Genomic DNA, 24,932 nt, shown 5'->3' with positions numbered 1-24,932 from the left:
CCTATCCATTTTGGGAGTAAGGCGTGCGACAGCACTGGATAATCAACACTGTCATCAGCCTCGTTTTGTTTGTACTGGTCAGCTTAATGCCAGCCCAGGCGCAAGTACCCAGCGTCTCGCTACCCAGCTTGGGAGGAGAATCCAGTAGCGAAACTGATGTTAGCAGCAACGAATTCCAAAGCTCGCTTAATGATGTCATTGCCATGCTTGAAAATGAAGAGCGTCGCACTGAGCTGCTGAATTCACTGCGTGAGCTACAGGTCACCGCCGATGCCGCCGAGGAAGACACGGTGGTGCGCCAGGGGCTTTTGGGAGCGCTTGCCGATACGCTGACCGATATCGGCGAACAGGCGCAGGCTGGCGACTCACCAATCGATGAATGGTCAAGACAGCTGGTGCAAGGCGTGGCCGACCTGCGCGCGCTTAACGATGGTGCAGGCCAGGGCGCGGCGATTCGCGCGGTTGCCGATGGCGCGGTTCTAGCTGTGATCTGGATCACGTTGCTGGTAGTCATGGTTGCCTTTGGACGACTGATCGCTACCCGACGGAACTGGCCTCTTGATTTGCCCCGCGACCCCAAGGCGTGGCTGCTTGCCGCGCACTTCTTACGCCGTATGCTGCCCTGGGCCCTGGCCTTTGCGATTACATTGGGAATTGGCCAACTGCTATCGTTTAATCCTGGGCGAATGCTTGTTCTGGTGGTGGCCTACATCTGCCTATGTGGGCGTGCGCTTTCGGTCGTGTTTGAAACGGTCATTGCCTTCTTCAGTCGGGGGCACCGCTTCACGGCTGTGCAGCTACTTCAGCAGCGGGCGCTGCGCGGGCTATTTGTGATCGGAGCATTAATTGCTCTGGGCGATGCCGTTAACTCTACCCGCCTGGTGGGATTACTGGGAGGGGAGCTTACAAGTCTGGTATCGGTGTTGGCCAATATGCTGGCGGCGCTTTTATCGGCCCGGTTTATCTTTAAGTTCAAGCGTCCTGTACGCCACCTGATCTGTAATCGCCCTTTTAAACAGCGCCGCGATGCCAGCACGGCGGTCGAGATGATTCGTGCGCTGGGCGGGCTCTGGCACGTGCCTGCATTGCTGTTGGTAGGGGGATCGCTACTGGCGATCTTTATTACCGTAGGTGATGTGGGCACAGCACTGGCGCGCTCGATTATTTCTGCGAGCCTTCTGGTACTTACCCTGGTGATTACTGGCCTGCTGAGGCGTCAGGAGGTACGGATTGGAAAGCGTCGCCATCGTCGCCGCTACAGCCAATATCGCAAACGCTTAGAGCGCTTTGGATTTGTACTGGCGCATATCTGTTCGTGGATGGTGTTTGCCGAACTCTTCATGCAGGTATGGGGCGGCTCGCTCTTTGGGCTTGGTCAGCAGGCTGTTGCCAGCGCACGTATTGGTCAGGCCTTGGTGAGCCTGGGGGCGACCATCCTATTGGCGTGGCTGGTGTGGATATTTGCTGATACAGCAATTCAGCGGGCGCTTACCTCGTCAGGCCGTGCGAGAGGGCGGCGCGTTAACCAGGCACGCGCGCAAACCATTACACCGATGATCCGTAACGTGATCTTTGTCACGATTCTGATTATTGCATTTATTGCCGGGCTGGCGAATTTAGGCGTTAACGTCACGCCGCTGCTGGCGGGTGCCGGTGTGATTGGTTTGGCCATTGGTTTTGGTGCCCAGACGCTGGTACAAGATTTGATTACCGGTATCTTCATCCTGATTGAAGACTCATTGGCGGTGGATGATTTTGTAAGCATTAATAACCATATGGGAACGGTAGAAGGGCTCACGCTGCGCACTGTGCGGCTACGCGACCTGGATGGCATCGTGCATATCATTACCTTCAGTCGTATTGAATCCATCCATAACATGTCTCGCCAGTTCGGTATTGCCCTGATGCGGATTCGCATTCCGTATGATATGAAAATTGATGATGCGATTACGCTGATGCAGGAAACCGCGCAGGAACTGCGCAAGGACCCGATGATGCGCCATTACATCTGGTCACCGCTGGAAATGCAGGGCGTGCAGGGGTTTGAAGAGGGCTGCCCGGTATTGCGCATGCGTTTTCGCACGGCGCCGGAAATGCAGTGGGACGTATCCCGCGCTTTTAACCTGTTATTGAAGCAGCGGATGGAAGAGCAGGCCATCGACCTGGGTGTGCCACGTCTGAGTGTTAGCATGGAGGCCCGCTCCGAAGACCGCATGACATCTGATGAAGGTACGGAGCTCTCGTTTGAAAATACCGATGGGCAGGAGGGGCAGAGATCGCCCAAGCATAAGCCCACTCCGCCCAAGCCTGCGCCGCTGCCTACCGAGGCCGAAGTTAAGCGCGATGAGCGCGAACGCGCCCCTGGAGCCTCACGCAGCGAGGGTTTTGCTCAGGATGAACCCAAGCGCAACACCTATGCCCGTACCAACGAAGAAAGTGATGATGAGTAGCCAGATGCCGCGTAGCCCGCGCAAGCGGTTGTAAAGTATAACCGCGTGGCTGACGCGGTCGACCAGTTCATCGTGTCGGGAAACGGCCTGATCGGCAGGCAGCGAAAAATCGTTGGCCACGTCGCCCTGCCAGTGCGCACCGTGGGTTAGGCCCAGCCGGGCACGCAGTTGCCCAATATCGCTTAGCGTCGTAAGCGCCTGGTTGTAGCTCTCGCGGCGTTTGGGCACCTCGAAGACAGCTTTAGCATCCTGGCGCAAGGCGCTATTGGGGCAGCGAGCTACGGCTTGCTGCAGCTCCTCATCGTTTGCCTGGGGCGAAACGCCAAGGCGTTGGTACAGATCGCGCATAAGAGAAGTAGGCCGGTTATTATCGGTAGGTGTGCATTAAATAATCATAGGCGCTTTTGATGCGCTGAAAACGTGCCGAGGCGAGAGCAATCTGATGCTCGCTTTCGGTATAGAAGCGGTCCGGGTGGTGCAATTGTGCCATGCGCCGATAAGCCTTGCGCACTTCCACCTGACTTGCGCCCGGCATTAAACCTAATACGGCCAGGGCACGGGCTGTGCGATCAGGCGGTGGCGGTGATGAGGCGCGCTGATAGGAGCTTCTTTGCTTTGCGCCCTCTTGCTGCGATTCTCGCTGCTGGCGTTTTTTGTGCTCACGCTGCTCTTGGCGTCGGGCATGCTCTTGCTGACGGTTTCTTTCACGTTCGGCCTCGGCCTGGGCTTTAGAATGCGCGCGTTCAGCCTCTTCCTGCTGGCGTTTTTTTTCCTGCCGCTCGGCTTTTTCCTGAGCTTCGCGAGCTTGCTGCTGGGCGGCTTCGGCCTCGCGCGCTTTCTGGGCATAGTAATCGGCGTCATGTATTCGCCAGTACGCATCGCGGCTAGGGTCCTCTGGCGTAGCCAGGGGGCTTCCCGTTAGCTCTTGAAACAGGGTGTTGAGCGTGAGGGGTTCAACGTTGAGCAAATCCGCCAGGAAACGCAGGATATAGTGATTCGCCAATGATAGCTCGCCACTGTCCGTTGCAACTGTAATAGCTTGATGCATCACACCAAGGCTATGCTCTTTAGAACACTCCTTACGAAGCACTTCTGCGGCAAGCTGGATCGCTTTCAGGTCTTGCTGCTGAGCAATGTGTATGATGGGTGCCAGTTCGTGGCCATGGCGAAAGTGCACGGAAACCTGGGCCAGTCGGCGTCGCCGCTGACCTTCTGAAACATGCTGGCGATGAACCAATACCCAGGCCAACAGCAGCAGCTTTGCCGTATCCACTTGGCTGCGGCTTTTTAGCAACAACAGCTCAAAGGGTGAAAAACGGGCAATGGACATTCCCTGGCTCCAAAGGCAAAGAGGTGAATCAATCGTGTAGCATGACCGTGCACTATAACCGCGCAAGATGGCTCACCATTATAATTAATGCCATGGTATATCATCGCGATAGGCAATAAAGCAGGAGATTGAGCAGGTGATCAGCGTTGAGCGCAAAAACAGCTTCCATCTGCGCCTTACCCGGCGGCTTAAAGAGGAGACATCCCACCGGCTTGATGTCTATCTCTTCATGCCCGCAGAGCTTGGCTTGAACACCCATGTCATTTCCGAAGAGGCATTTTATCACGCCTCTATTAACGTCTCGCGAACTTACTCCAGTGATGCCTATCATCTACCGCTGGTGCATAGCCGGCTGGTTAGTCGAAACCAGCTGGGCAGCGAGTCCTATCGCTTGAGCCTGAGTCTTTACGCCTACCAGTATGTGGTGGCCATGGAGCGGACGACCCAGGAACTCTTGGCTGGCGAGCGTAAGTTGCGTAGTGAGCGGCAAAATGAGTCGGACGATGTCAAGGAAAGTAGCCAGGTACTTTGCGAACAGTTAAATGAAATGCAGGATCTAAGCGAAAACATTCTAAAGAAACTGCGTCGCCACCAGCCTTCCGATGAGCGCCTGTATAAGTACTTTGCCAATATTGATAACTACCTTTCCTGGTTTACTGAACAGCAGTTGCTAGCCCTGGTGGCGCATATGCCACGGGGCGGCGAATTTAGCGATATCAAGCGTCGTTTTATCAGTGTCTGTGAGCATGAAAGCGAATATCGGCGCGAGCAGCAGTACAACGCCGAACGCGTGATGGCTGACCCGACCCGCATGTCCAACAAGATGCGTTTGTTGCGACGGCTGATTGAATATCCGATTACCCTCAAGCAGGAATCATTGGAGTTGGGTAGCGGCGAGCAAAAAGCGGTCAAGGCGCTCGCCACGGCCGTGGTGATGGCGTGTGTCACTTTGGGCGTGCTGCGCGTGCGCGAGGTGGTGGGCGACATTACGGCGCTGTTTGTACTGGCTATGGCGCTACTCTACGCCATGCGCGAGGTGTTCAAGGACGATTTGCGCAATACGCTTTGGCGGTTATTGCGTCGGGGCAGGCCCAAGTGGAGGCGCCAGTATGTCGACCCGACCAGCAATACCCTGGTGGGGCGTCAGCTTGAGTGGTTTGATTACAAGCGCTATGCCGCGTTAGATAAGGATATTCAGCAGATGCGTCGGCGCACGGTGGCCCAGCGTGAAGAGATGGTGCTGCACTACCGTTCCAGCTCGCGCATGTCGCCTACCCGATTTCTAAGCGGCTATGAACATACCCGGGAAACGCTGCATATTGATCTTATGATGTTGACCCGCCTGATGAGTAAAGAGAAGCACCATATCTATCGGTTAAAGGATGGTCAGGCGGTGCGCGAAAGCGTGGAGCGACGCCATCTGTTCAACTTGGTGGTGCGTGAGACGGGGAGTGAAGACACCCCTTACCTGGCGCGTTGGAAAGTGGTGGTTAGCCGCTCGGGTATTGTGGATGTGGAAAAGGTCGCGGATAACAGAGCAGCATCAGAAATAGCACCAGATGCCACCTCGTAAGCCAGCAATCAACCGACTACCACTCGGATACCGCAGCAGACGGTTGATCGCCGGGTTGGCGGCGCGGATAACGGGCGTGGCTGTCTGGAGTGGTTAGCCTAGCGAATTGATCGCCTGTTCCAGGTTATCCACGCTGCGCTGTGTTTCGTGGAGCTTGTCCAGGCCAAACAGGCCAATCCGGAAGGTCTGGAAGTTATCACCTTCATCACACATCAGCGGCACGCCGCCTGCGACCTGAACGCCCGCCTGGGCAAACTTGCCCACAAGACCTGCATCATCGGTGTAACTTACTACAACACCCGGCGCCTCAAAGCCCTCGCCTGCCACGCTGATATAACCATGGCGTTCGAGCATGGCGCGTACTTCCTGGCCAATGGTCCGCTGCTCGTCTTTTACCTTGGCAAAGCCGTACTCACGGGTTTCCTGCATGATATCGCGCAGCTGGCGCAGGGCGTCGGTGGGCATGGTGGCGTGGTAAGCATGACCGCCGTTTTCATAGGCCTGCATGATCGCGTGCCATTTGCCTAAATCGCAGGAAAAGCTGTTGCTTTGCGTGTCATCCAGACGCTGTGTAGCACGTTCAGAAAGCATGACCATGGCGCAGCAGGGTGAGCCGCTCCAGCCTTTTTGTGGAGCGCTAACCACCACATCGATGCCCAGATCCTGCATATCCACCCACAGGGTGCCAGCGGCAATGGCGTCCAGCACAAACAGGCCGCCTGCGTCGCGAGTGGCTTGGGCCACGGTGCGTATATAGTCATCGGGCAAAAGTAAACCGGCAGAGGTTTCCACCTGCGGGGCGAATACCACGGCGGGCTTCTCTTGGCGAATACGCTCGGCGACTTCTTCAGCAGGTACGGGCACAAACGGCGACTGTGGATCATCGGCATTTACGCGGCGGGCCTTGAGTACCGTGTGCTGGTCGGTCAAACGGCCCATCTCGATAATCTGGGTCCAGCGGTAGCTAAACCAGCCGTTACGGATAACCAGCGTTTTCTGATCCAAAGCAAACTGGCGTGCGACCGCTTCCATGCCAAAGGTGCCGCTACCAGGAACGATAGCCGTCGAGTGGGCGTTATAGACCTCTTTGAGCGTGGCCGAAATATCGCGCATTACTTGTTGGAACTGCTGCGACATATGGTTGAGCGAACGATCAGTGTACACGACCGAGTATTCGAGCAGGCCGGTGGGGTCGACATTGGGCAGTAGGGCCGCCATGGCGTTCTCCTTGATGAGTAGGCGTACAAATCACGCGAGATAAAGTGCCTTACAGAGTACGAGGAATTGTTAGACGAGGCCAGTGCAGCCAATGAGGTTCATGAGGCAATAAAAAACCGCCGTCATGGAGACGGCGGCATACGTGACAACCAGCCTGATGCGGCAATAACCGCGGTAATGAAGGGGCCTAGCGTTGAGGCAACTGCTCGGGGCCAAAGGCGTCCGGTAGCAGCGTTTCCATGGTGTACGTTTTTAGTACCTCTCCCTGGCGGGAGATAACCGAGATATGCGTATTGGGAGTGGCAAATTCGCGAATGCGCTGTCGGCAATCGCCACAGGGCGTGCACAGGTGCTCGCCTGGTCCCATCACATACACCTTGGCAAGTTCGCGTTGGCCGGCGGTTATCATCGCGCTAATCGCCGACGCTTCTGCACAAAGCCCCTTGTAGTGGGCAACTTCGACGTTAGCGCCCGCAAACTGCTGGCCATCCGGGCATTCCATGACAGCCGCCACCGGGTGGTCGGAGTAAGGGACGTAGGCATTGTTCAATGCATCAAGCAGCGTTTTGACCAGAGCAGGATCTGCTTGGCTCATAAGTGATTCCTCGGTTTGACCCACTTAGGCGTTGGCGGCATCGTCACGCAGTACGGTATCCAGCGCGATTACCATCATATCGTTAAAGGTAGTTTGGCGATCGGCGCTGGAGAGCGCTTCACCTTTTAAAATATGATCCGATACAGTACAGATAGTCAGGGCTCGGGCGCCGAACTCGGCAGCAACTCCGTAAAGGCCGGCGGCTTCCATCTCGACACCCACAATGCCGTAGCGCTTCATCAGCTCGGCCATATCGGTTTGTGGGTTGTAGAACAGGTCGGCCGAGAAAATATTGCCCACTTTCACCGGTACGTTCTGCGCCTTGGCAGCGGCCACGGCGTGGCTGGTCAGCTCAAAATCCGCAATCGCGGCAAAGTCGTGGTCGTTAAAGCGCATGCGGTTGACCTTGGAGTCGGTGCACGCGCCCATACCGATGACCACGTCGCGGACGTTGACGTCATCGCGTACCGCCCCGCAGGAGCCTACGCGAATGATCGACTTCACGCCGTAATCGGTAATCAGTTCCTTGGCATAAATCGATACCGACGGAATGCCCATGCCGTGGCCCATCACTGAAATGCGGCGGCCTTTATAGGTGCCGGTATAGCCCAGCATGCCGCGCACGTCGTTCACCTGACGTACATCGTCAAGGTAAGTCTCAGCAATATATTTCGCGCGCAGCGGGTCGCCGGGCATTAACACCGTATCGGCAAAATCACCCTGTTCAGCGCTGATATGCGGAGTGGCCATATGTCTTCCTCTTTAATAGATAAGCGACGCCATTAGGCTGCGTAAGATAAAAAGCTCTTGCCATCGGCCATGGCTGGAAGGGAGAAGTAGTCCGCCAGTGTCTGGCCAATGTCGGCAAAGGTGTCGCGCGCCCCCAAGGGGCCCGGCGTAAACCCGGCACCGCTGACCATCACGGGAACGTACTCGCGGGTGTGCTCGGTACCTTCCCAGCTTGGATCGCAGCCATGGTCGGCGGTCAGAATCAGCAGATCGCCGTTGTTCAAGGCGGCCAGCAGCTCCGGCAGGCGAGCGTCAAAATGCTCAAGGGCTGCCGCATAGCCCGGCACGTCGCGACGATGGCCATAGATCGAGTCGAAATCGACAAAGTTGGTCATGATCATGGTCGGGCGGTCGCTGGTTTCAACAGCGGTGCGGGCAACTTCACCCAGGGTCGCGTCCATCAGTGCATCGTGGCCGCTGGCTTTCACCTTGTGGGTAATGCCGCAGTGAGCGTAGATATCGGCAATCTTGCCAATCGATACGACCTCACCGCCGGCTTCTTGAAGCTTTTGCAGCACGGTGGGCGAGGGCGGCTCAATGCTGTAGTCGCGACGGTTACCGGTACGCGCAAAACTCGTGCTGTCTTCACCCATAAACGGACGAGCGATAACCCGGCCAATATTGTAAGGCTCCAGCAGCTCGCGCACAGTTTCACACAGGGCGTAAAGGCGATCTAACCCAAAATGCTCTTCGTGAGCGGCAATCTGGAAGACCGAGTCTGCCGAGGTATACACAATCGGCTTACCTGTTCGCACATGCTCATCACCCAGGCGGGCGATGATGTCGGTGCCCGAAGCGTGGCAATTGCCGATAACGCCGGGCAGATCCGCTTCCTGAACAATCTTGTCCAGCAGCTCAACGGGGAAGCTTTCAGTCTTGTCGCTGAAGTAGCCCCAATCAAAACGCACGGGCACGCCAGCAATTTCCCAGTGGCCCGAAGGCGTGTCCTTACCGCTGGAAATTTCCTGGGCGTGCGCGTAGGCGCCTTCCAGCACCTCGGGCAGGGCAACGCCTTCGGCAACTGTGCCGGTGCTATCCCGGTGGGCGTGAAACAGGCCAAGTTTGGCCATGTTAGGCAGCTTTAAAGGGCCTGAGCGTTCAGTCGTATCCGCTTCGCCACGCGCGCAGGCGGCGGCGATATGGCCCAGGGTATCCGAGCCTGCATCGCCAAAGTCAGCGGCATCGGCAGCACTGCCAATGCCGAAGGAGTCGAGTACCAGCACAATTGCACGTTTCATTGCGTATCACCTCTTAAGTCGGTGCTGTTTAAAGCTCTTCACCGCGATAGGTTTCCTGGAGCAGTGCATCGATGCTCGCTTCACCTTCTCCAATCGTCATGGCCGCGCGTAGCTGCTGGGCCGCACGCTCTGCCGCCTCTTCACTGCGGGCATGCACATAAGCAAGTGGCTGCTGGTTATCGACCTGGGTACCCAGCTCGACAATCGCACTAAAGCCAACGCTGTGGTCGATATCGGCATCGTTACGCAGGCGTCCGCCGCCCAGTTCCACCACGCTCATGCCGACCGCACGGGTATCAATGCGCAGCACTGCGCCTGACTGTTCGGCATACACGGGTTTGACCACATTGGCCTTGGCAAGGTAACTGTCAGAGCGTTCCATAATGTCGCCCGGCCCGCCCAGCTCGCGCACCATGCGCGCGAACACTTCTGCAGCCGCACCGGAAGTCAGGGCTTTTTCCAGCTGGCTTAAAGCGTCTTCGCGGCTGGTGGCCAGTTTACCGGCCATCAACATTTCCACAGCCAGCTCACGCGTGACTTGCATGACGCGGCTGTTGGGGCGTTCGCCGCGGAGCAGCTCCAGGGTTTCAACAATTTCAATCGCGTTGCCCGCGCACGGGGCCAGCGGTTGGCTCATGTCGGTGAGCAGCGCTGTAGTCGGCGTACCGGCCTGTGTGGCAACAGACGCGATGCTTTTGGCAAGCTCGTGGGATTTTTCCGGCGTGGGCATAAACGCGCCGCTGCCGACTTTGACATCCATCACCAGTGCATCAAGGCCGGAAGCGAGCTTTTTACCCAGAATAGACGCAGTAATCAGCGGAATGGATTCCACCGTAGCCGTCACGTCGCGTACGCCGTAAATGCGTTTATCTGCCGGTGCCAGGTTGCCGGTCTGGCCGATGATCGCCACGCCCGTGGATTTCACCACGTCACCAAAGCGTTCGGGAGCGGGGTAGGGGTTGTAGCCGGGGATCGACTCAAGCTTATCCAGCGTGCCGCCGGTGTGGCCAAGGCCACGGCCTGAAATCATGGGTACAAACGCGCCACAGGCAGCAACCCAGGGGCCGAGTACCAGAGACACCAGATCACCCACGCCCCCGGTGGAGTGTTTATCCACAACCGGTCCTGGCAGGTTGAGCGAATCCCACTGCATGACATGACCTGAATCACGCGTGGCTGTGGTCAGTGCCACTACTTCCTCGCGGCTCATGCCGTTAAGAAATACCGACATGGTGAAGGCGCCAATCTGAGCGTCACTGATACGGTCATCGGCAATGCCTTGAATGAACGTTTTGATATCTGCCGCTGCCAGCGGGTTACCGTCACGCTTTAAACGAATCAGTTCTTGCGGGAGCATCATATTAGTAGCCTCCTTCGGCTGCCGCGCTATCCACGCCGCCCAGTGTGTTCAATAAGTTGGTCAGCAGGCTTGAGGCGCCAAACCGAAAATGCGCAGGCGTTACCCAGGCGCTCCCCATGATCTTGCTCGCCAGCGCCAGGTATTGGGCGGCCTCTTCTACGGTGCGAACACCGCCTGCAGCCTTGAAGCCCACATCCTTGCCGCTGGCTTTGATCACGTTAAGCATGATCTCGGCGGCTTCCAGTGTGGCATTGGTGGCCACCTTGCCAGTGGACGTTTTGATAAAGTCAGCACCACCTTCGATGGCAAGTTCGCTGGCCCGCTTGATGAGCGCAGGCTCTTTAAGCTCGCCAGATTCGATAATCACTTTCAACAGCGCCTGACCGCCGCAGGCGGCCTTGCTCATTTCCACCAGCTCGCGGCCGGTTTCCTCATCGCCTGCCATCAATGCGCGATAAGGAAAAACCACGTCCACTTCGTTGGCGCCAGAGGCTACGGCTTCACGGGTTTCCCGGGCAGCCGCCATGATGTCGTCGCCGCCGTTCGGGAAGTTGGTCACCGAGGCGATGCGTACCACGTCGTTGAGTTTGTGGGCGGTCAATGCGCGCTGGGCGGTCACAATAAACTGCGGGTAAACACAAACTGCCGCCGGGTTGCCGTAAGGCGTTTTAAGCTGCTGGCAAAGTGCTTCAATGGTCGCGTCGGTATCGCTATCGTTCAGGCTGGTTAAATCCATCAGGGACAGCGCCTGGCGGGCAGCCTGGTTAAGTTCAATCGAAGTAGAGGCGGTCATGAAGTTCTCGCAAATCAAAAAATATAAACGGGCACTGCGCAAAGCCGCACAGTGCCCGGGACGTTAGGTAGCGTTAACTGGTAACGCTGCTTAACGCGATGAAAAAGCCGGCAATCGAGGCGGACATTAAATTGGACAATGTACCGGCCAATACGGCTTTTACCCCAAAGCGGGCTATTTCAGCGCGACGCGTGGGTGCAATGCTGCCCAAACCGCCCAACAAAATGGCGATCGAGGACAGGTTGGCAAAGCCACACAGGGCAAATGACAAGATGGCCATGGTATGAGGCGTCATTAACTGACCCGTCGCGGCGACTACCTGTTCCCCATCAATGTAGGGTGCCAGGTTAATAAACGCGACAAACTCGTTAACCACCAGCTTCTGGCCGATAAAGGAACCGGCAAGTGTCGCTTCCGCCCAGGGCACGCCAAGCATGAAGGCGAGCGGTGCAAACAGCCAGCCCAGAATCATTTCAAGGCTTAAAGACTCAAACCCGAACCAGCCGCCCACACCGCCCAAAATACCGTTGATCAGGGCAATCAAACCGATAAAGGCCAACAGCATGGCGCCTACGTTGGCCGCCAGCATCAGACCAGAGGTCGCGCCGGAGGCCGCCGCGTCCAGCACATTGGTAGGTCTGTCTTCCTGCTCCTGAAGCTCTTCATCGACCTTGGAGATGCTGTCGCTATCGGTAGCGTCCTGAGTTTCTGGCATAATCAGCTTGGCGAATAACAAGCCGCCCGGGGCCGCCATGAAGGAAGCCGCGACCAGATACTCCATCGGGATGCCCAGCGCGGCATAGCCTGCCAGCACTGAGCCTGCCACCGAAGCAAGACCACCACACATCACCGCAAACAGCTGGGAAGGCGTCATGCGGGCGATAAACGGACGCACCACCAGCGGCGCTTCGGTTTGACCCACAAAGATGTTTGCCGTCGCGGAAAGCGATTCGGTACGCGAAGTGCCCAGCGCCTTTTGCAGGGCACCGCCCAGAATCCGGATGACCCATTGCATGATGCCCAGGTAATAAAGCACGGCAATCAATGAAGAGAAGAAGATGATGACCGGCAGAACCTTAATCGCAAACACGAAGCCGATGTTATCAACGTCTGCCAGGCCACCAAACAGGAAACCGATACCGTCGTTGGCATAAACCAGTACCTGGCTTACCCCTGCCGAAATGGTTTCTAAGACAGCCTGGCCAAAAGGCACATAGAGTACAAAAGCACCGATGCCTGCCTGAATGGCAAAGGCACCGAGCACCGTGCGCAGGCGAATTGACTTGCGGTCATAAGAAAAGATCAGGGCGATGACCACAAGGGTGACCATGCCAACCAAGCTCATAAGGAGTGTCATATGGGGATCCTTTGAGTCCGCGAGGGAAGCCTCGGGTTAGAGTAAGTTGAGCTTGACGGAGTAGATCATCGCATTCTGATAATCGTTGGGCGTGCCCAGCTTATTGTCGGAGTAGCGATACTGAACGCCCGTGGTGATCAGGTCGGTGGGGTGCCACCAAAGGCTCAGTGCACCATTGGTACCTACACTTTCGGCTTTAGCGCCAACGTAGTTCTGTTCCAGATAGTCGCTGTCGCGGCCAAATGTCTGCTCATGCCAGTTAGTAATGCTGAAGTTCTGGTCGAGCGCTGCGAAATCATAGCCCGTGACCCAGCCGGCCATATAACCGTTCATGCCCGTGTAACCGTTGCTTTGTACCCGCGCGGCGCCGATAAACGGTTTGAACCACAGGCCGTTGGCGAAAGTAGTGCGGTATCCCAGGCCCAGAATTTGATCCTGCTCGCGGCTTTCATAGCCGTAGTCGCGAAAGTCATAAACGTGGGCATAAAGGGATAGCGGACTATTGCCCAGGTAGATGTGTGAGGTTACCTTGCCTGCCGTGCGGAAGTTGTCCTTGCCGCCGCTTGATTGATCGAACTGGTCATTGGTCGGATTTTCGAAATCAAAAAAACCGTAGAACTCGCCCCAACTGAAGCCGGCACCGCCTTCTATCTCGACGTAGGTGAAGTCGCTCTTGGCCGCATTGGAAGCGGTACGGCGTTCAGTACCGTTGGACCAATCCAGGTAGTTGACCGAGACGTTGGCAAATGACCACAGCGGATGAAGTGGCTGGGAGTCGTTTGCCAACGCCGGGGTAATACCCGCCATTAATACGCCGACACTCAGAGTGGCGAGATAGGAAGTACGCATAAAAGTAGGAGCCGTCATGTAAGCCTCAAGAAAATTAACCACGGTTTAGTCAGAATTGGAATTATGTGAGCTGGCGTGGCTGTTAGAATTATAACATTGCGTGTTATTTTTTTAACGTCGATTTATAACAAAGCTGACTAACGTTATTTAAATGCCACTGTCATATTGCAGTACATAGCAGTCATGCGTAAAAAAGAGGGCAAGGGAAAGCAGGAATACAGCGTTGGCAGGAGGTATAAAAGCCTGCACTGAAAGGTAGTTAGCCATAAAGGGTAGTAAGAAAGGTGGGTAGCAATTATGTGCTTGCTGCTGCAGCATAATACAACCACATAATAATGATGATAAGGAGATGCCTAGCATGAATGGGCGTAGTGCTCAGCGATTGGCCCTGCTTCAGGAAACGCTCTCTGTTGGAGGTGCGCTGCATTTGCGCGATGCCGCTATTTTATGCGGCGTGTCGGAAATGACCATACGCCGTGACCTTACAACGCACCCATCAGCCATGACGCTACTGGGCGGAAGGCTGGTACTCACGAGCTACCCAGGCGTCACGCCGGTGTACGATCTTAACGAGCAGCAGGCGAACGATTACCCTATAAAGCATAGGCTGTGTCAGCGCACCGCCGCCTTTATTGAAGAGGGCGATACGCTGTTTATCGATTGTGGCTCAACGCTCATTCCCTTGTTGAGCCAGCTTGGCCGTTTTAACGAGCTGACCGTCGTGACCTATGCCCTGAATGTTGCTACTGCCGTTTCACGGTTACCCAACGTACGTCTGGTGTTATTGGGTGGGCTTTATTATGCCGCCTCTCAGTCGTTTGGGAGCAACGATATGCAGGGCGCCATAGAACGTATCGGTATCAACAAGGCGTTTATATCGGCAGCCGGCGTTGACTGCGAACGTGGGGTCAGCTGTTTTCACTTTCACGAGGTCGCGCCCAAACAGGCCGCCATCGCCTCTGCTCAGCAGCGCTTCTTGATCGTTGATGCGAGTAAATTCGGTATGATTCGCCCGGCCTACTTCGCCTCATTGAACGATTTCGATACTATCGTGACTAACGAAGAGTGTGAGTCAGAGTTGCTTATTTACTTTAAAGGACATGTGTTGTTAGTCAGCCCGCCGCCCCACGCATTTTGCGAACCCATCTGTCCGTAGGCCGCACCCGGGTGCGTCAAATCGTCGCTTTGATTCGTTGATTAGATCAAAGGAAAATACGCCAGTTAGAACTGGCCTCCTTCATGTTAGGATGTCGGCTCAATCCGCTACCTGCTTCCAACCCCGGTAGCGCATATTTTTCCCGGAACACAGGCAGTACCTGTTGGCAGAGTGTTTTGGGAAAGGTATGGGGTGTTAGTTAGCTGACATATGGCATATCGTTTGGCTTGCTGTGTGGCGGCTAGTTTTGTAACGCAACTCTGACGAGATCGCACCATGCAACAACCTTTCTACTGGCGCAGGGCTGGCACACTCGTGCTCCTCGCGCTGTGCTTGCTGCTTGCAGGCTGTAGCTCGGCCTTAATGGACCCGAAAGGCGTTATTGGTGAAACCCAGCGTTCACTGATTCTCAGTTCTTTTGGCCTGATGCTGATCGTGGTCATTCCCGTTATTGTCATGACGATAGTGTTTGGCTGGTACTATCGCCGTAGCAATACAATGGCTGAATACCTGCCTGACTGGGCACACTCCAACTGGATCGAGGCTATCGTTTGGCTGGTTCCGGTGGTTATCGTCGCTATTTTGGGCGTAATTACCTGGAAAAGTTCACACGATCTTGATCCTCACCGTGCGCTTGAAAGCGAGACGGCCGAGCTTGAAATTCAGGCAGTGGCACTCGACTGGAAATGGCTGTTCATCTATCCCGAGCAAGGCATTGCAACGGTCAATGAAGTTGCCTTCCCGGTGGATACGCCCGTTCGTTTCCGCGTAAGCTCCGGTTCAGTAATGAACTCCTTCTTTATTCCTCAGCTAGGTAGCCAGATCTACGCCATGGCTGGAATGGATAACGACGTTCACCTTCAGGCAAGCGAAATTGGCACCTATGGTGGTCGTTCGACCAACTATAGCGGTGCTGGCTTCTCGGGCATGGTTTTTGACGCCCACGCCACGTCAGAAGAAGACTTTGACGCCTGGGTTGCTGAAGTTGCGCAGTCACCTGATACGCTGACCTATCCAGAAGGGTACTCTGAGCTGGCGGAGCGTTCTTCGTTCCACCCCGTTGAGTACTTCTCTAATGTTACACCTGAGTTCTATGAGCGCTTGGTGTCCAGCTTCCATACCGGCAGCGATCCAGACACTGACACTCAAGATGCGCCTCGCGCACCAGCAATCGATAGCAATGAAGCCTATCAAACGACCGACAACCAAGCGGATGGTGAGGCTGAGGATGGCCAAACCATAAGCAATGAGGCGGGAGAGTAACCGTGTTCGGTAAACTAAGCTTAGAGGCTATTCCTTATCACGAGCCCATTCTGGTGTTAGCGGGTATCGTGGGAATCCTAGGCGGCGCGGCGCTGTTGGGCGCGTTGACCTATTTCCGCAAGTGGGGCTGGCTATGGAACGAATGGTTCACCTCAGTCGACCATAAAAAGCTCGGTATCATGTATTTCATCGTGGCGCTGATCATGCTGCTGCGTGGCTTTGCTGATGCCCTGATGATGCGTACGCAGCAAGCGATAGCGGCTGGTGGCTCGGCAGGCATTCTGCCGCCTGACCATTACGACCAGATCTTTACCGCCCATGGCGTTATCATGATCTTCTTTGTCGCCATGCCGATGGTTATCGGCCTAATGAACCTAGTTGTTCCGTTGCAAATCGGTGCGCGCGATGTTGCGTTCCCGTTCCTGAACAACTTGAGCTTCTGGTTATTTGCCGTTTCGGCTTTGCTGATCAATATCTCTCTGTTCGTGGGCGAATTCGCCACGACAGGTTGGTTGGCCTATGCGCCGCTTTCGGGGATAGAGTATAGTCCCGGGGTCGGGGTCGATTACTGGATATGGGCGTTGCAGATATCCGGTGTGGGTACCACGCTGACGGGTATCAACTTCTTCGTCACTATCCTGAAAATGCGCACCAAGGGCATGACCCTGTTCCGCATGCCGATCTTTACCTGGACCGCACTGTGCTCCAACGTACTGATCATTGCTTCTTTCCCGATTCTGACCGCCACTGTGGCCATGCTGACTCTTGATCGTTACCTGGGGATGAATTTCTTCACGAACGACATGGGCGGCAACGTCATGATGTATGTCAACCTGATCTGGGCATGGGGCCACCCGGAAGTATATATCCTGATTCTGCCGGCTTTCGGTGTGTTTTCAGAAGTTATTGCAACCTTTGCACGCAAGCGTCTGTTCGGTTACCACACCATGGTGTGGGCAACGATTGCCATTACCGTACTGTCGTTCATTGTTTGGTTGCACCACTTCTTTACCATGGGTGCAGGCGCCAACGTCAATGCCTTCTTCGGCATCATGACGATGATCATTGCGATTCCGACAGGTGTGAAAGTCTTTAACTGGATCTTCACTATCTTCCGTGGGCGTCTGGAACTGACTTCTCCGGTACTGTGGACATTGGGCTTTATTGTTACCTTTACCATCGGTGGTATGACAGGCGTAATGCTGGCGCTGCCGGCGGCGAACTTTGTACTCCACAACAGCTTGTTTGTTATCGCTCACTTCCATAACGTTATTATTGGTGGTGTAGTGTTCGGCATGATGGCTGGTCTGACTTACTGGTTCCCGAAAGCCTTTGGCTTTGTACTGGACGAGAAGTGGGGCAAGCGCGCCTTCTGGTGCTGGTTGATCGGTTTCTACGTTGCGTTTATTCCGCCGTATATTCTGGCCTTCTACGGTGCCGTGCGTCGCATGCAGTCGTACCCGAACGCTGAATGGCAGCCGTACATGATTATCGCTTTTGTAGGTGCGTTAATTATTATGGCGGGTATTGCATGTACAGTGATCCAGATCGTTATCAGTACGCGTAATCGCAAGGCCTATGAAGATGTAACGGGTGATCCTTGGGATGGCCGTACGCTTGAGTGGTCTACTTCATCTCCTGCACCGTTCTACAACTTTGCGCGCCTACCGGTAGTTGGCGATATCGACAGCTTCTGGTCGCAAAAGCAGCGTAGCAACGAGCAGTTGGATAATGCGCCTTACACCGATATCCATATGCCTAGGAATACGGCGGCTGGTCCGATCATCAGTATCTTTGCGATGATCTTCGGTTTCGCCATGGTTTGGCATATCTGGTGGCTTGCTGCGTTCAGTGCCGTTGGTATGCTGGTGAGCTTCCTGGCACGTGTATTTAATGACGATATCGATTACTACGTACCTGCAGCAGAGGTCGAGCGGATCGAGCGTGCCCATCAACAACGTGTGGAGGCGCAAGCGTAATGGCGACTGAAACGCTACATCACGATGCCCATGCCGATGACCATGAGCATCACGATGCCGGTGCTACCAAGGTATTTGGTTTCTGGGTCTACCTAATGAGCGACTTGGTGATCTTCGGATCACTATTCGCCACCTACGCCGTGCTCATGAGGGGCACGGCGGGTGGGCCGACCGGTGCGGATATTTTTGAACTGCCGCTGATTCTTTTCGGCACCTTTGCTCTGTTGGTCAGTAGTTTCACCTTTGGCATGGGCGTACTGGCAATGAATGCCAATCGCGTCGGCCAGGTAAAAATGTGGCTGGCCATTACGTTCGTGCTGGGCCTGATGTTTTTGGGGATGGAGATCTATGAATTCCAACACCTGATCCATGAAGGTTACGGTCCGGACCGCAGCGCCTTCCTGTCAGCGTTCTTTACACTGGTAGGTACCCACGGTCTGCACGTAATGTTCGGTATGATCTGGATTCTGGTCATGCTGGTCCAGCTGTCGACCAAAGGACTGAATGATATGACGCGTCCGCGTATCCTGTGTTTGAGCCTGTTCTGGCACTTCCTGGATATCGTCTGGATCTGTGTATTCTCCTTCGTCTACCTGATGGGAGTGCTGTGATATGAGCTCTTCTAGCCAACCGTCTGATCACGGGTCGGTAAAGTCCTACGTTACAGGTCTTATCCTGTCGCTGGTGCTGACCGTTATTCCCTTTGGCGCTGTCATGCTGGGTTCGTTCAGCCTGCCAGTGAACGTCGGCATTATCGTCGTGACGGCTATATTGCAGATTCTGGTTCAGCTTGTGATGTTCATGCACTTGGACTTCAAGACTGAAGAGGGCTGGAACATGCTGTCCTTCGTCTTCACGGTGTCGATTCTCGCCCTGGTGGTAGGAGGTTCGCTGTGGATCATGCAGCATCTACATCTCAACATGATGATCGGCTAACCACCATGCCCAATCGGTGGCACGATCTGCTTGAGCTAACCAAGCCAGGAATCATCGGCGGCAATCTGATTGCCGCCCTTGGCGGCTACTTTCTAGCCGCGCATGGTGAATTTGATCTGGTAACGTTTGCTTCGGTCATGTTGGGGATTGCTCTGGTGATCGCCTCAGGCTGTGCCTGTAACAACGTGATTGATCGCGATATTGATGCTCTGATGGCGCGTACGCGCCATCGTCCCTTAGTTAGGGGCAGCGTTTCTATCACACAAGCCTTAGGTTTGTCGGCGTTGCTGGGCATTAGTGGTGTGGTATGTCTGGCCTTGGGTACGAATGGCTTGACGGTAGCGCTGGCGGTAATCGGATGGGGCGTTTATGTCGGGGTGTATAGCCTCTATATGAAACGTCACTCCGAGTATGGCACTGTCGTGGGCAGCCTGTCAGGCGCGATGCCCCCGGTAGTAGGTTACTGCGCGGTAACGGGCACTTTTGATAGCGGTGCGATTGTTCTGTTGCTGATCTTCTGCCTCTGGCAGATGCCGCACTCCTACGCGATTGCGATCTTCCGCTATGCCGATTACCAGCGCGCCTCGATTCCAGTGCTGCCGGTAGTGCACGGCATCAAGCGGGCCAAGCATCATATCCTGGGTTACATCGTGGCGTTCATTCCGGCGTCACTGGCCTTGGTGCTGGCAAGCCAGGCGGGTACCGGCTACCTGTGTGTTGCGTTGACCATGGGTGGCTATTGGCTATATCTCGCCATCTGCGGTTACCGTTTGGATGACGATGTACGTTGGGCCAAGCGCGTCTTTGGTGTGTCGATTCTCACCATTACAGCGATGAGCCTGGTGATCGTGCTGGAATCCATGGTACCGATGTGGACCTGATCGATTCACACCGCTAGGCGGTTGAATTAAAAAAGCCCCGTACAGCTCAGCTGTCCGGGGCTTTTTCTTGCCTTGAATATTACTTTTCCGTCATCGCGTCTCGCTGGCTTGCCTGAATAGCGGTCAGGGCGATGGTATAGACGATGTCATCTACCAGTGCCCCCCTGGAAAGGTCATTAACCGGCTTGTTCAAGCCCTGCAGCATGGGACCCACACTCACCACGCGGGCACTACGCTGCACTGCTTTATAGGTGGTATTGCCGGTATTCAGATCGGGGAAAACAAACACGGTAGCTCTGCCTGCAACGGGCGAATCGGGAGCTTTCTGCTTACCCACGCTTTCAATCGCCGCCGCATCGTACTGAAGCGGGCCATCGATCAGTAAATGTGGGGCACGCTCCTTGGCAATACGCGTGGCTTCACGCACTTTGTCCACATCTGCACCCGTGCCGGAATCACCCGTTGAATAACTGATCATGGCCACGCGGGGCTCGATACCAAAGGCTTCTGCTGAACGGGCGCTTTGTAAGGCAATTTCAGCAAGCGTTTCGGCATCGGGGTCCGGATTGACGGCACAATCGCCGTATACCACTACTTGCTCGGGCAGCAGCATGAAGAAGATCGACGATACCTGACTGTACTCGGGTGCAGTCTTGATCAGCTGGAACGCCGGACGCACGGTATTGGCGGTTGTATGAATCGCGCCGGATACCAGGCCATCCACTTCATCCAACTGTAGCATCATGGTGCCGAGCACCACGTTATCCTGCAGCTGGGCTTCAGCCGTCAGCTCGTTAAGTTTGCCGCGTCGACGCTCTACCATGGGCTCGATATAGCGGGCGCGGCTGCTTTCTGGGTCGATAATGGTGAGCTCTTCAGGCAGCGTCAGACCCCGGTTGCGGGCCACATCCTCGATGCTCTCGCGGCTGCCCAGCAGCACGCAGTTAGCAATGCCGCGACGCTGGCAAATGATTGCCGCTTCTACGGTACGTGGCTCATCGCCTTCGGGCAGTACGATGCATTTTTTGGCCTGCTGCGCCTGCTTGACCAGCTGATGGCGAAACGCTGAAGGCGACAGGCGCTGTATATAGCTGTTGCTCAAGGTGGCCTTTAGCCACTCCAGATCCATATGCGCGGCCACATAGCGCGCAACTTGCTCGGCCCGCCCGAAATCATCAATGGGGATTTCGGTATTAAGCTCGCTTAAGTGCTGCGCGGTAGTCAGGCTATCGGTTTCTACGGCCAGAACCGGAAGCCCGGTCTTCAGTGCCGGCCTGCACATCTCGATCATATTGTCGTTGGGTAGAAAGCCGTTAGTGAGTAACACGCCCGCCAGCTGGGTGCCGTTCATGGTGGCCAGCGCCGAGGCCAACACAACGTCATCACGGTCGCCGGAAGCAACCACCAAGCTGCCCGGTGTAAAGATATGCAGCGCATTGGCCGCGCTGCGGGCGCACAGGCTGGTTGATAGTACACGCCGGCTGGCGGCGTCACCTTCATTCAGTAGCGTGGCATTAAGCGCACGGGCCACATCCAGGGTACGCGGCGCGGTCAACGTTTTGCTTTGTGGCACGATGCCGATGAGATGGAAGCTCTCGGTGGCAAGCGAAGGCGAGTAGCGACGCAACTCGTTCAGCACCGGCTCTTCAAGCTGAGGTTTAATAGTGCCGGGCGCTGCTGAAAGGTCATCCTCCTGGCCATAGGGCAGGTTTTTCATGCGCATCAAAATACCGCCCAACGTACGATTGGAGCTCACCCCGCCAAAGCTTCGCGCGTGCATATCCAGCTCTTCGGCAAGCCGCTGGGGTTCGTTCAGGTCGCCGGTGCCGACCAAGATAATACGTGCGTTAAGCGCATGAGCCAGTTGAGCATTGGTCTGGGTGGCGTAGGTGGTGTGCTGGGTGGGCACCACGCCTTCTACCACAACCAGGTCCAGTGCGCTGCCGTCACGATGGGCCTGCTGGGTCACTTGGTCGAAAAGCTCCACCACGTTTTCCATTAGCTCATCGGTCTGGTCATCGCGCAGCAGGCGCTCCAGCCGGGCCTGGGATATGGGCGAGGGCGGGCGCTGGTTCAGGGTACGTGAAACCAGCGCGGTTGAGCGGTCAAGACCTGGACCGTTCAGCTCGTTTTGCATAAACGGTTTTAAAAAACCGGCTTTAAGTCCGATGGTGTCGAGGGCCTGAATCAAGCCCAAGCAAGCAGACGTTAATCCGGCACCTACGTTGGTAGGCACTAATAGAATGGCTTGGGGCTGAGCAGGGGTAGTCATGCCTGGGCCTCCACACACTGACGTGTTTCCATCGCGATACGGCCTTCTTCATCGGTAGGAATAACCCATACTTCAGGCCCCTCATGGTTCTCGACATCCAGCTTGCCTTCTTGGCCTCGTATCATCGCTTCATTGCTCTCCTCATTCAGAGCAAACCCAAAGTGGGGCAGAAGATCGATTACCCGGCGGCGCACAATGGGTGAGTTCTCACCGATACCCCCGGTAAAAATGATGCCATCCAGCGTCGGCAGCGCGCAGGAAAGCGCGGCCAGCGATTTGGCTATGCGATAACAGAATACATTCAGTGCCAGCAGGGCGCCTTCATGGCCTTCTTCTGCCGCTTCCTCAACTTCGCGCATATCATTGGTCAGGCCAGAGAGGCCCAGTAAGCCGCTTTGCTTGTTCAGCACATCATCGATTTGATTTAACGACCAGCCCAGCTGGCGGTGCAAATGCGCGTGCAGGCCAGGGTCAACATCGCCGCTTCGGGTTCCCATGACCAACCCTTCCAGCGGGGTGAGCCCCATGCTGGTATCTTTACTCTGATTGTTCCACACCGCGCAGGTCGAGCAGCCGTTGCCCAGATGAGCGGTTAACCAGCCGCCTGCTCCGCGTACGCTAAGAGTGGCCGCACGCTGGCTGACAAACGCGTGGCTGGTGCCATGAAAGCCGTAGCGGCGAATGCCGTGCTCGGCGTACAGGCTTTCCGGTAGGGCGTAGCGGTAGGCCGTGGGCGGCAAACTCTGATGAAATGCAGTATCAAATACCGCCACCTGGGGCAGTTCGGGGAACACCTTTTGGGTAGCGGCTATCCCGGCCAGGTTGGCGGGGTTATGGAGTGGGGCCAGGGCCGCGGTACTTTGAATGGCGCTGACCACACTGTCATCAATCAAGGCGGCCTGGGTGAACTGCTCGCCGCCGTGAACGATACGGTGGCCAATTGCCCCCGGTATACGCCCTTCTAGACGTTCCAGTATAGCGCTGAGTGCCTGAGTATGGTCGGCATTGGGTAGCGGCTGATTAAACCGCTCACCGGTGCTGTTCTTGCCCTTTAAACAGGCATCGGCACTCCCCAAACGTTCCGCCAGGCCTGCCAGCCGCGGCGCTTCGGGGTCTGAGTCGATCAGCGCGTATTTAATGGAGGAAGAACCACAGTTGATTACCAGCACCGGTACATTCATAGAAAGTGTCTGCCAAGGAAGTAAGGGTGAAGTTTGTACTTTAGTTTAATAAGCCACAAGGGGCATTAATACACGTCAGTATTTGTTTAGCCTTCTACACAAAATGCAGGCATGCTGGGCATTTGCCACCTTTCACGATCTCCAGGGTGCTTATGTCTGTTTCATCATCTGCTATGCCATTATCTCGCACATTACCCCGTCACCTAGCCATTCTGTTACTGGCAACGGTGGGTACCATGTTTGCCGCTAACCATGTATCGGCAAGGCTCGCCTTTGATAACGGTACAGGCTTATTGCTTGCAGTGCTAACCCGCTCGGGCCTTGCCTGCATGATTTTATTCACCTTGGTACTGGTCCAGAAAAAAAGCTTGTGGCTGCCGCGTGGCACCTGGCCCTGGCAGCTGGCGGTAGGGGTACTGATCACCATTCAAAGTCTGAGCCTTTATTCCGCGGTGGCAAGGCTGCCGGTTGTCATCGCGCTGCTGCTGGTCAATACCTTCCCTATTCAACTGGCACTTTTAAGCTGGGCATTGGGTGGGCCAAGGCCAACTTGGCGAAGTTGTCTTATCATGGGCACGATTCTGATCGGGCTGCTGGTGGTGCTGGATATTCCCACCTGGCTTGCCAGTACCGATGATATGGGCCCTGAATGGGTAGCCGGCATTGGTTTTGGGCTCACCGCGGCGTTTGTGTTCGCCTGTGCGCTATGGGTTACCGAGCATCGTTTGGGCGAGGTGGGTAGTACGCTTCGCAGCCTGTTAACCATGCAGACGGTGTTTTTCGCTATGGTGATAGGCGGCATTCTAGGCGTGGTGCCGGGCGGCATGAGCCTGCCTGAAAACAGCCAAGGCTGGCTGGGCCTGGGATTTTTAGCGTTGCTCTATGCCACCGGGTTTTCGACGCTGTTTATTTTTGTACCGCGCCTGGATATGGCGCGTAACGCTCCGGTGATGAACATAGAGCCCGTGGCCTCACTAGTGATCGGCTACTTTGTGCTGGGGCAGATGTTAAGCCCTGGTCAGATGGTAGGAGGTGCCATGGTGGTTAGTGGAATTGTTGCACTTAGCCTTTCCAGGCAGCGCTAAAAGTTGCGTTCTTTTAGCGTATGGACCACAATATCCTCGAGTAAAGAAACAGTGTTTTTTAATTGAGGTACTTGCTATGAAGATGACCGTATTATCACTCACCTCTGCGACACTCCTGGTTGGCGCGAGTGCATTCGCGGCATCGGCACAGGCACAAACGTTTGGTTACCCTGAGGGTTATGTGGCAGGTGATGCCATGTTCTGGAGCCTTGACCCTGACCGTGGCTCGTCGCGTGACGATGTAGGCCTACGTTTACGTGGCGGTGCCCAGTTTAACGACTATTTCGCCCTTGAAGGCCACCTGGGTACCGGTGGCTCTGACGGTGGTGCTGAGCTTGACTACCTGATTGGTGCCTATGCCAAGGGTATTGCTCCTATTGCGCCAACTGCACGCCTTTACGGCCTAGTAGGCTTGACCGAGGTCGATTTTGATCTCGACCGTGAAAGCGGTTTCTCCTATGGCGTAGGCGGTGAAGTGGATGTAGCCAATAACCTATCCATCAGTGCGGACTACATGCGCTATTTAGATAAATCGGCCTACGATTTCGATGCGGCGAGCGTCGGCTTACGCTACCGGTTCTAAAAGAACCGTAAAGGCGTTAATTGCTTCATAACCCCAGGGCCATT

Annotated in this window: 22 protein-coding genes; 10 read left to right on the top strand and 12 right to left on the bottom strand. The window is 55.5% G+C overall.

The window, feature by feature from the left end; genetic code table 11:
* The first annotated feature begins 23 nt into the window (after nucleotides 1-23).
* Nucleotides 24-2,450 (top strand): mechanosensitive ion channel family protein, encoded by a 2,427-nt coding sequence (locus ELY38_RS01190; RefSeq protein WP_127059695.1) that lies wholly within the window; start codon nucleotides 24-26, stop codon nucleotides 2,448-2,450.
* Here ELY38_RS01190 and ELY38_RS01185 read toward each other — a convergent pair.
* Nucleotides 2,370-2,798 carry a hypothetical protein gene (locus ELY38_RS01185; protein WP_127059694.1) on the bottom strand — a complete coding sequence of 143 codons (429 nt, stop codon included), beginning with the start codon at nucleotides 2,796-2,798 and terminating at the stop codon, nucleotides 2,370-2,372. The two genes, ELY38_RS01190 and ELY38_RS01185, sit on opposite strands and share 81 nt — an antisense overlap.
* A gap of 19 nt (nucleotides 2,799-2,817) precedes the next feature.
* Nucleotides 2,818-3,780 (bottom strand): J domain-containing protein, encoded by a 963-nt coding sequence (locus ELY38_RS01180; protein WP_127059693.1) that lies wholly within the window; start codon nucleotides 3,778-3,780, stop codon nucleotides 2,818-2,820.
* Between the two features lie 136 nt (nucleotides 3,781-3,916).
* Here ELY38_RS01180 and ELY38_RS01175 point away from each other — a divergent pair, with 136 nt between their 5' ends.
* Nucleotides 3,917-5,353: a hypothetical protein gene (locus ELY38_RS01175; RefSeq protein WP_127059692.1), complete on the top strand. Its 1,437-nt coding sequence runs from the start codon at nucleotides 3,917-3,919 to the stop codon at nucleotides 5,351-5,353.
* Nucleotides 5,354-5,446: 93 nt separating this feature from the next.
* Here the strand turns inward: ELY38_RS01175 and ELY38_RS01170 are convergent, their stop codons facing one another.
* From ELY38_RS01170 to ELY38_RS01135, 8 genes are all read right to left on the bottom strand, one after another.
* The gene (locus tag ELY38_RS01170; protein WP_127059691.1) at nucleotides 5,447-6,571 is read right to left on the bottom strand and encodes an aminotransferase class V-fold PLP-dependent enzyme; all 1,125 of its coding nucleotides are present in this window, start codon (nucleotides 6,569-6,571) and stop codon (nucleotides 5,447-5,449) included.
* A 187-nt stretch (nucleotides 6,572-6,758) separates the two neighbouring features.
* Nucleotides 6,759-7,166 (bottom strand): cytidine deaminase, encoded by a 408-nt coding sequence (gene cdd / locus ELY38_RS01165; RefSeq protein WP_127059690.1) that lies wholly within the window; start codon nucleotides 7,164-7,166, stop codon nucleotides 6,759-6,761.
* A 24-nt stretch (nucleotides 7,167-7,190) separates the two neighbouring features.
* The gene (gene deoD / locus ELY38_RS01160; RefSeq protein ID WP_127059689.1) at nucleotides 7,191-7,916 is read right to left on the bottom strand and encodes a purine-nucleoside phosphorylase; all 726 of its coding nucleotides are present in this window, start codon (nucleotides 7,914-7,916) and stop codon (nucleotides 7,191-7,193) included.
* Nucleotides 7,917-7,948: 32 nt separating this feature from the next.
* On the bottom strand, nucleotides 7,949-9,193 hold the full coding sequence (locus ELY38_RS01155; RefSeq protein WP_127059688.1) for a phosphopentomutase: 1,245 nt from the start codon (nucleotides 9,191-9,193) through the stop codon (nucleotides 7,949-7,951).
* Nucleotides 9,194-9,221: 28 nt separating this feature from the next.
* Entirely contained in the window at nucleotides 9,222-10,550 is a 1,329-nt protein-coding gene (gene deoA, locus ELY38_RS01150) for a thymidine phosphorylase (protein ID WP_222845104.1), read from the bottom strand.
* Between the two features lie 4 nt (nucleotides 10,551-10,554).
* Complete coding sequence (gene deoC, locus ELY38_RS01145) at nucleotides 10,555-11,346, bottom strand: deoxyribose-phosphate aldolase (protein ID WP_127059686.1); 792 nt, start codon at nucleotides 11,344-11,346, stop codon at nucleotides 10,555-10,557.
* 73 nt (nucleotides 11,347-11,419) lie between these two features.
* Nucleotides 11,420-12,703, bottom strand: a complete 1,284-nt coding sequence (locus ELY38_RS01140; protein ID WP_127059685.1) for a NupC/NupG family nucleoside CNT transporter — start codon at nucleotides 12,701-12,703, stop codon at nucleotides 11,420-11,422.
* A gap of 36 nt (nucleotides 12,704-12,739) precedes the next feature.
* Nucleotides 12,740-13,510, bottom strand: a complete 771-nt coding sequence (locus ELY38_RS01135; protein WP_127060130.1) for an outer membrane protein OmpK — start codon at nucleotides 13,508-13,510, stop codon at nucleotides 12,740-12,742.
* A 400-nt stretch (nucleotides 13,511-13,910) separates the two neighbouring features.
* Between ELY38_RS01135 and ELY38_RS01130 the strand changes: the two genes are divergently transcribed.
* From ELY38_RS01130 to cyoE, 6 genes are all read left to right on the top strand, one after another.
* Nucleotides 13,911-14,708 (top strand): DeoR family transcriptional regulator, encoded by a 798-nt coding sequence (locus ELY38_RS01130; RefSeq protein WP_127059684.1) that lies wholly within the window; start codon nucleotides 13,911-13,913, stop codon nucleotides 14,706-14,708.
* A 276-nt stretch (nucleotides 14,709-14,984) separates the two neighbouring features.
* Complete coding sequence (gene cyoA, locus ELY38_RS01125) at nucleotides 14,985-15,971, top strand: ubiquinol oxidase subunit II (RefSeq protein WP_127059683.1); 987 nt, start codon at nucleotides 14,985-14,987, stop codon at nucleotides 15,969-15,971.
* A gap of 2 nt (nucleotides 15,972-15,973) precedes the next feature.
* Nucleotides 15,974-17,950, top strand: a complete 1,977-nt coding sequence (gene cyoB / locus ELY38_RS01120; RefSeq protein ID WP_127059682.1) for a cytochrome o ubiquinol oxidase subunit I — start codon at nucleotides 15,974-15,976, stop codon at nucleotides 17,948-17,950.
* Complete coding sequence (cyoC, locus tag ELY38_RS01115; RefSeq protein WP_127059681.1) at nucleotides 17,950-18,561, top strand: cytochrome o ubiquinol oxidase subunit III; 612 nt, start codon at nucleotides 17,950-17,952, stop codon at nucleotides 18,559-18,561. The genes cyoB and cyoC overlap by 1 nt, the downstream gene beginning before the upstream one ends.
* A 1-nt stretch (nucleotide 18,562) precedes the next feature.
* Nucleotides 18,563-18,886: a cytochrome o ubiquinol oxidase subunit IV gene (cyoD, locus tag ELY38_RS01110; protein WP_127059680.1), complete on the top strand. Its 324-nt coding sequence runs from the start codon at nucleotides 18,563-18,565 to the stop codon at nucleotides 18,884-18,886.
* A complete protein-coding gene (cyoE, locus tag ELY38_RS01105) occupies nucleotides 18,844-19,767 on the top strand; it encodes a heme o synthase (protein WP_126950390.1) in 924 nt (307 codons plus the stop codon). The genes cyoD and cyoE overlap by 43 nt, the downstream gene beginning before the upstream one ends.
* 79 nt (nucleotides 19,768-19,846) lie before the next feature.
* On the opposite strand, the gene pta is transcribed toward cyoE, so the two are convergent.
* Both pta and ELY38_RS01095 read right to left on the bottom strand, forming a co-directional pair.
* Nucleotides 19,847-22,039: a phosphate acetyltransferase gene (gene pta, locus ELY38_RS01100; protein WP_127059679.1), complete on the bottom strand. Its 2,193-nt coding sequence runs from the start codon at nucleotides 22,037-22,039 to the stop codon at nucleotides 19,847-19,849.
* Entirely contained in the window at nucleotides 22,036-23,220 is a 1,185-nt protein-coding gene (locus tag ELY38_RS01095) for an acetate/propionate family kinase (protein WP_127059678.1), read from the bottom strand. The genes pta and ELY38_RS01095 overlap by 4 nt, the downstream gene beginning before the upstream one ends.
* A 173-nt stretch (nucleotides 23,221-23,393) precedes the next feature.
* On the opposite strand from ELY38_RS01095, the gene ELY38_RS01090 reads away from it, so the two are divergent.
* A complete protein-coding gene (locus ELY38_RS01090) occupies nucleotides 23,394-24,305 on the top strand; it encodes an EamA family transporter (RefSeq protein ID WP_246009039.1) in 912 nt (303 codons plus the stop codon).
* A gap of 76 nt (nucleotides 24,306-24,381) precedes the next feature.
* Entirely contained in the window at nucleotides 24,382-24,888 is a 507-nt protein-coding gene (locus ELY38_RS01085; protein ID WP_127059676.1) for an outer membrane beta-barrel protein, read from the top strand.
* Nucleotides 24,889-24,932 lie beyond the last annotated feature (44 nt).

Source organism: Vreelandella nanhaiensis, assembly GCF_003990185.1.
GTDB classification, from domain to species: Bacteria; Pseudomonadota; Gammaproteobacteria; order Pseudomonadales; family Halomonadaceae; genus Vreelandella; species Vreelandella nanhaiensis.
The sequence above is the reverse complement of the archived record's forward strand: the minus strand, read 5'-3'. Positions and strand labels throughout refer to the sequence as shown.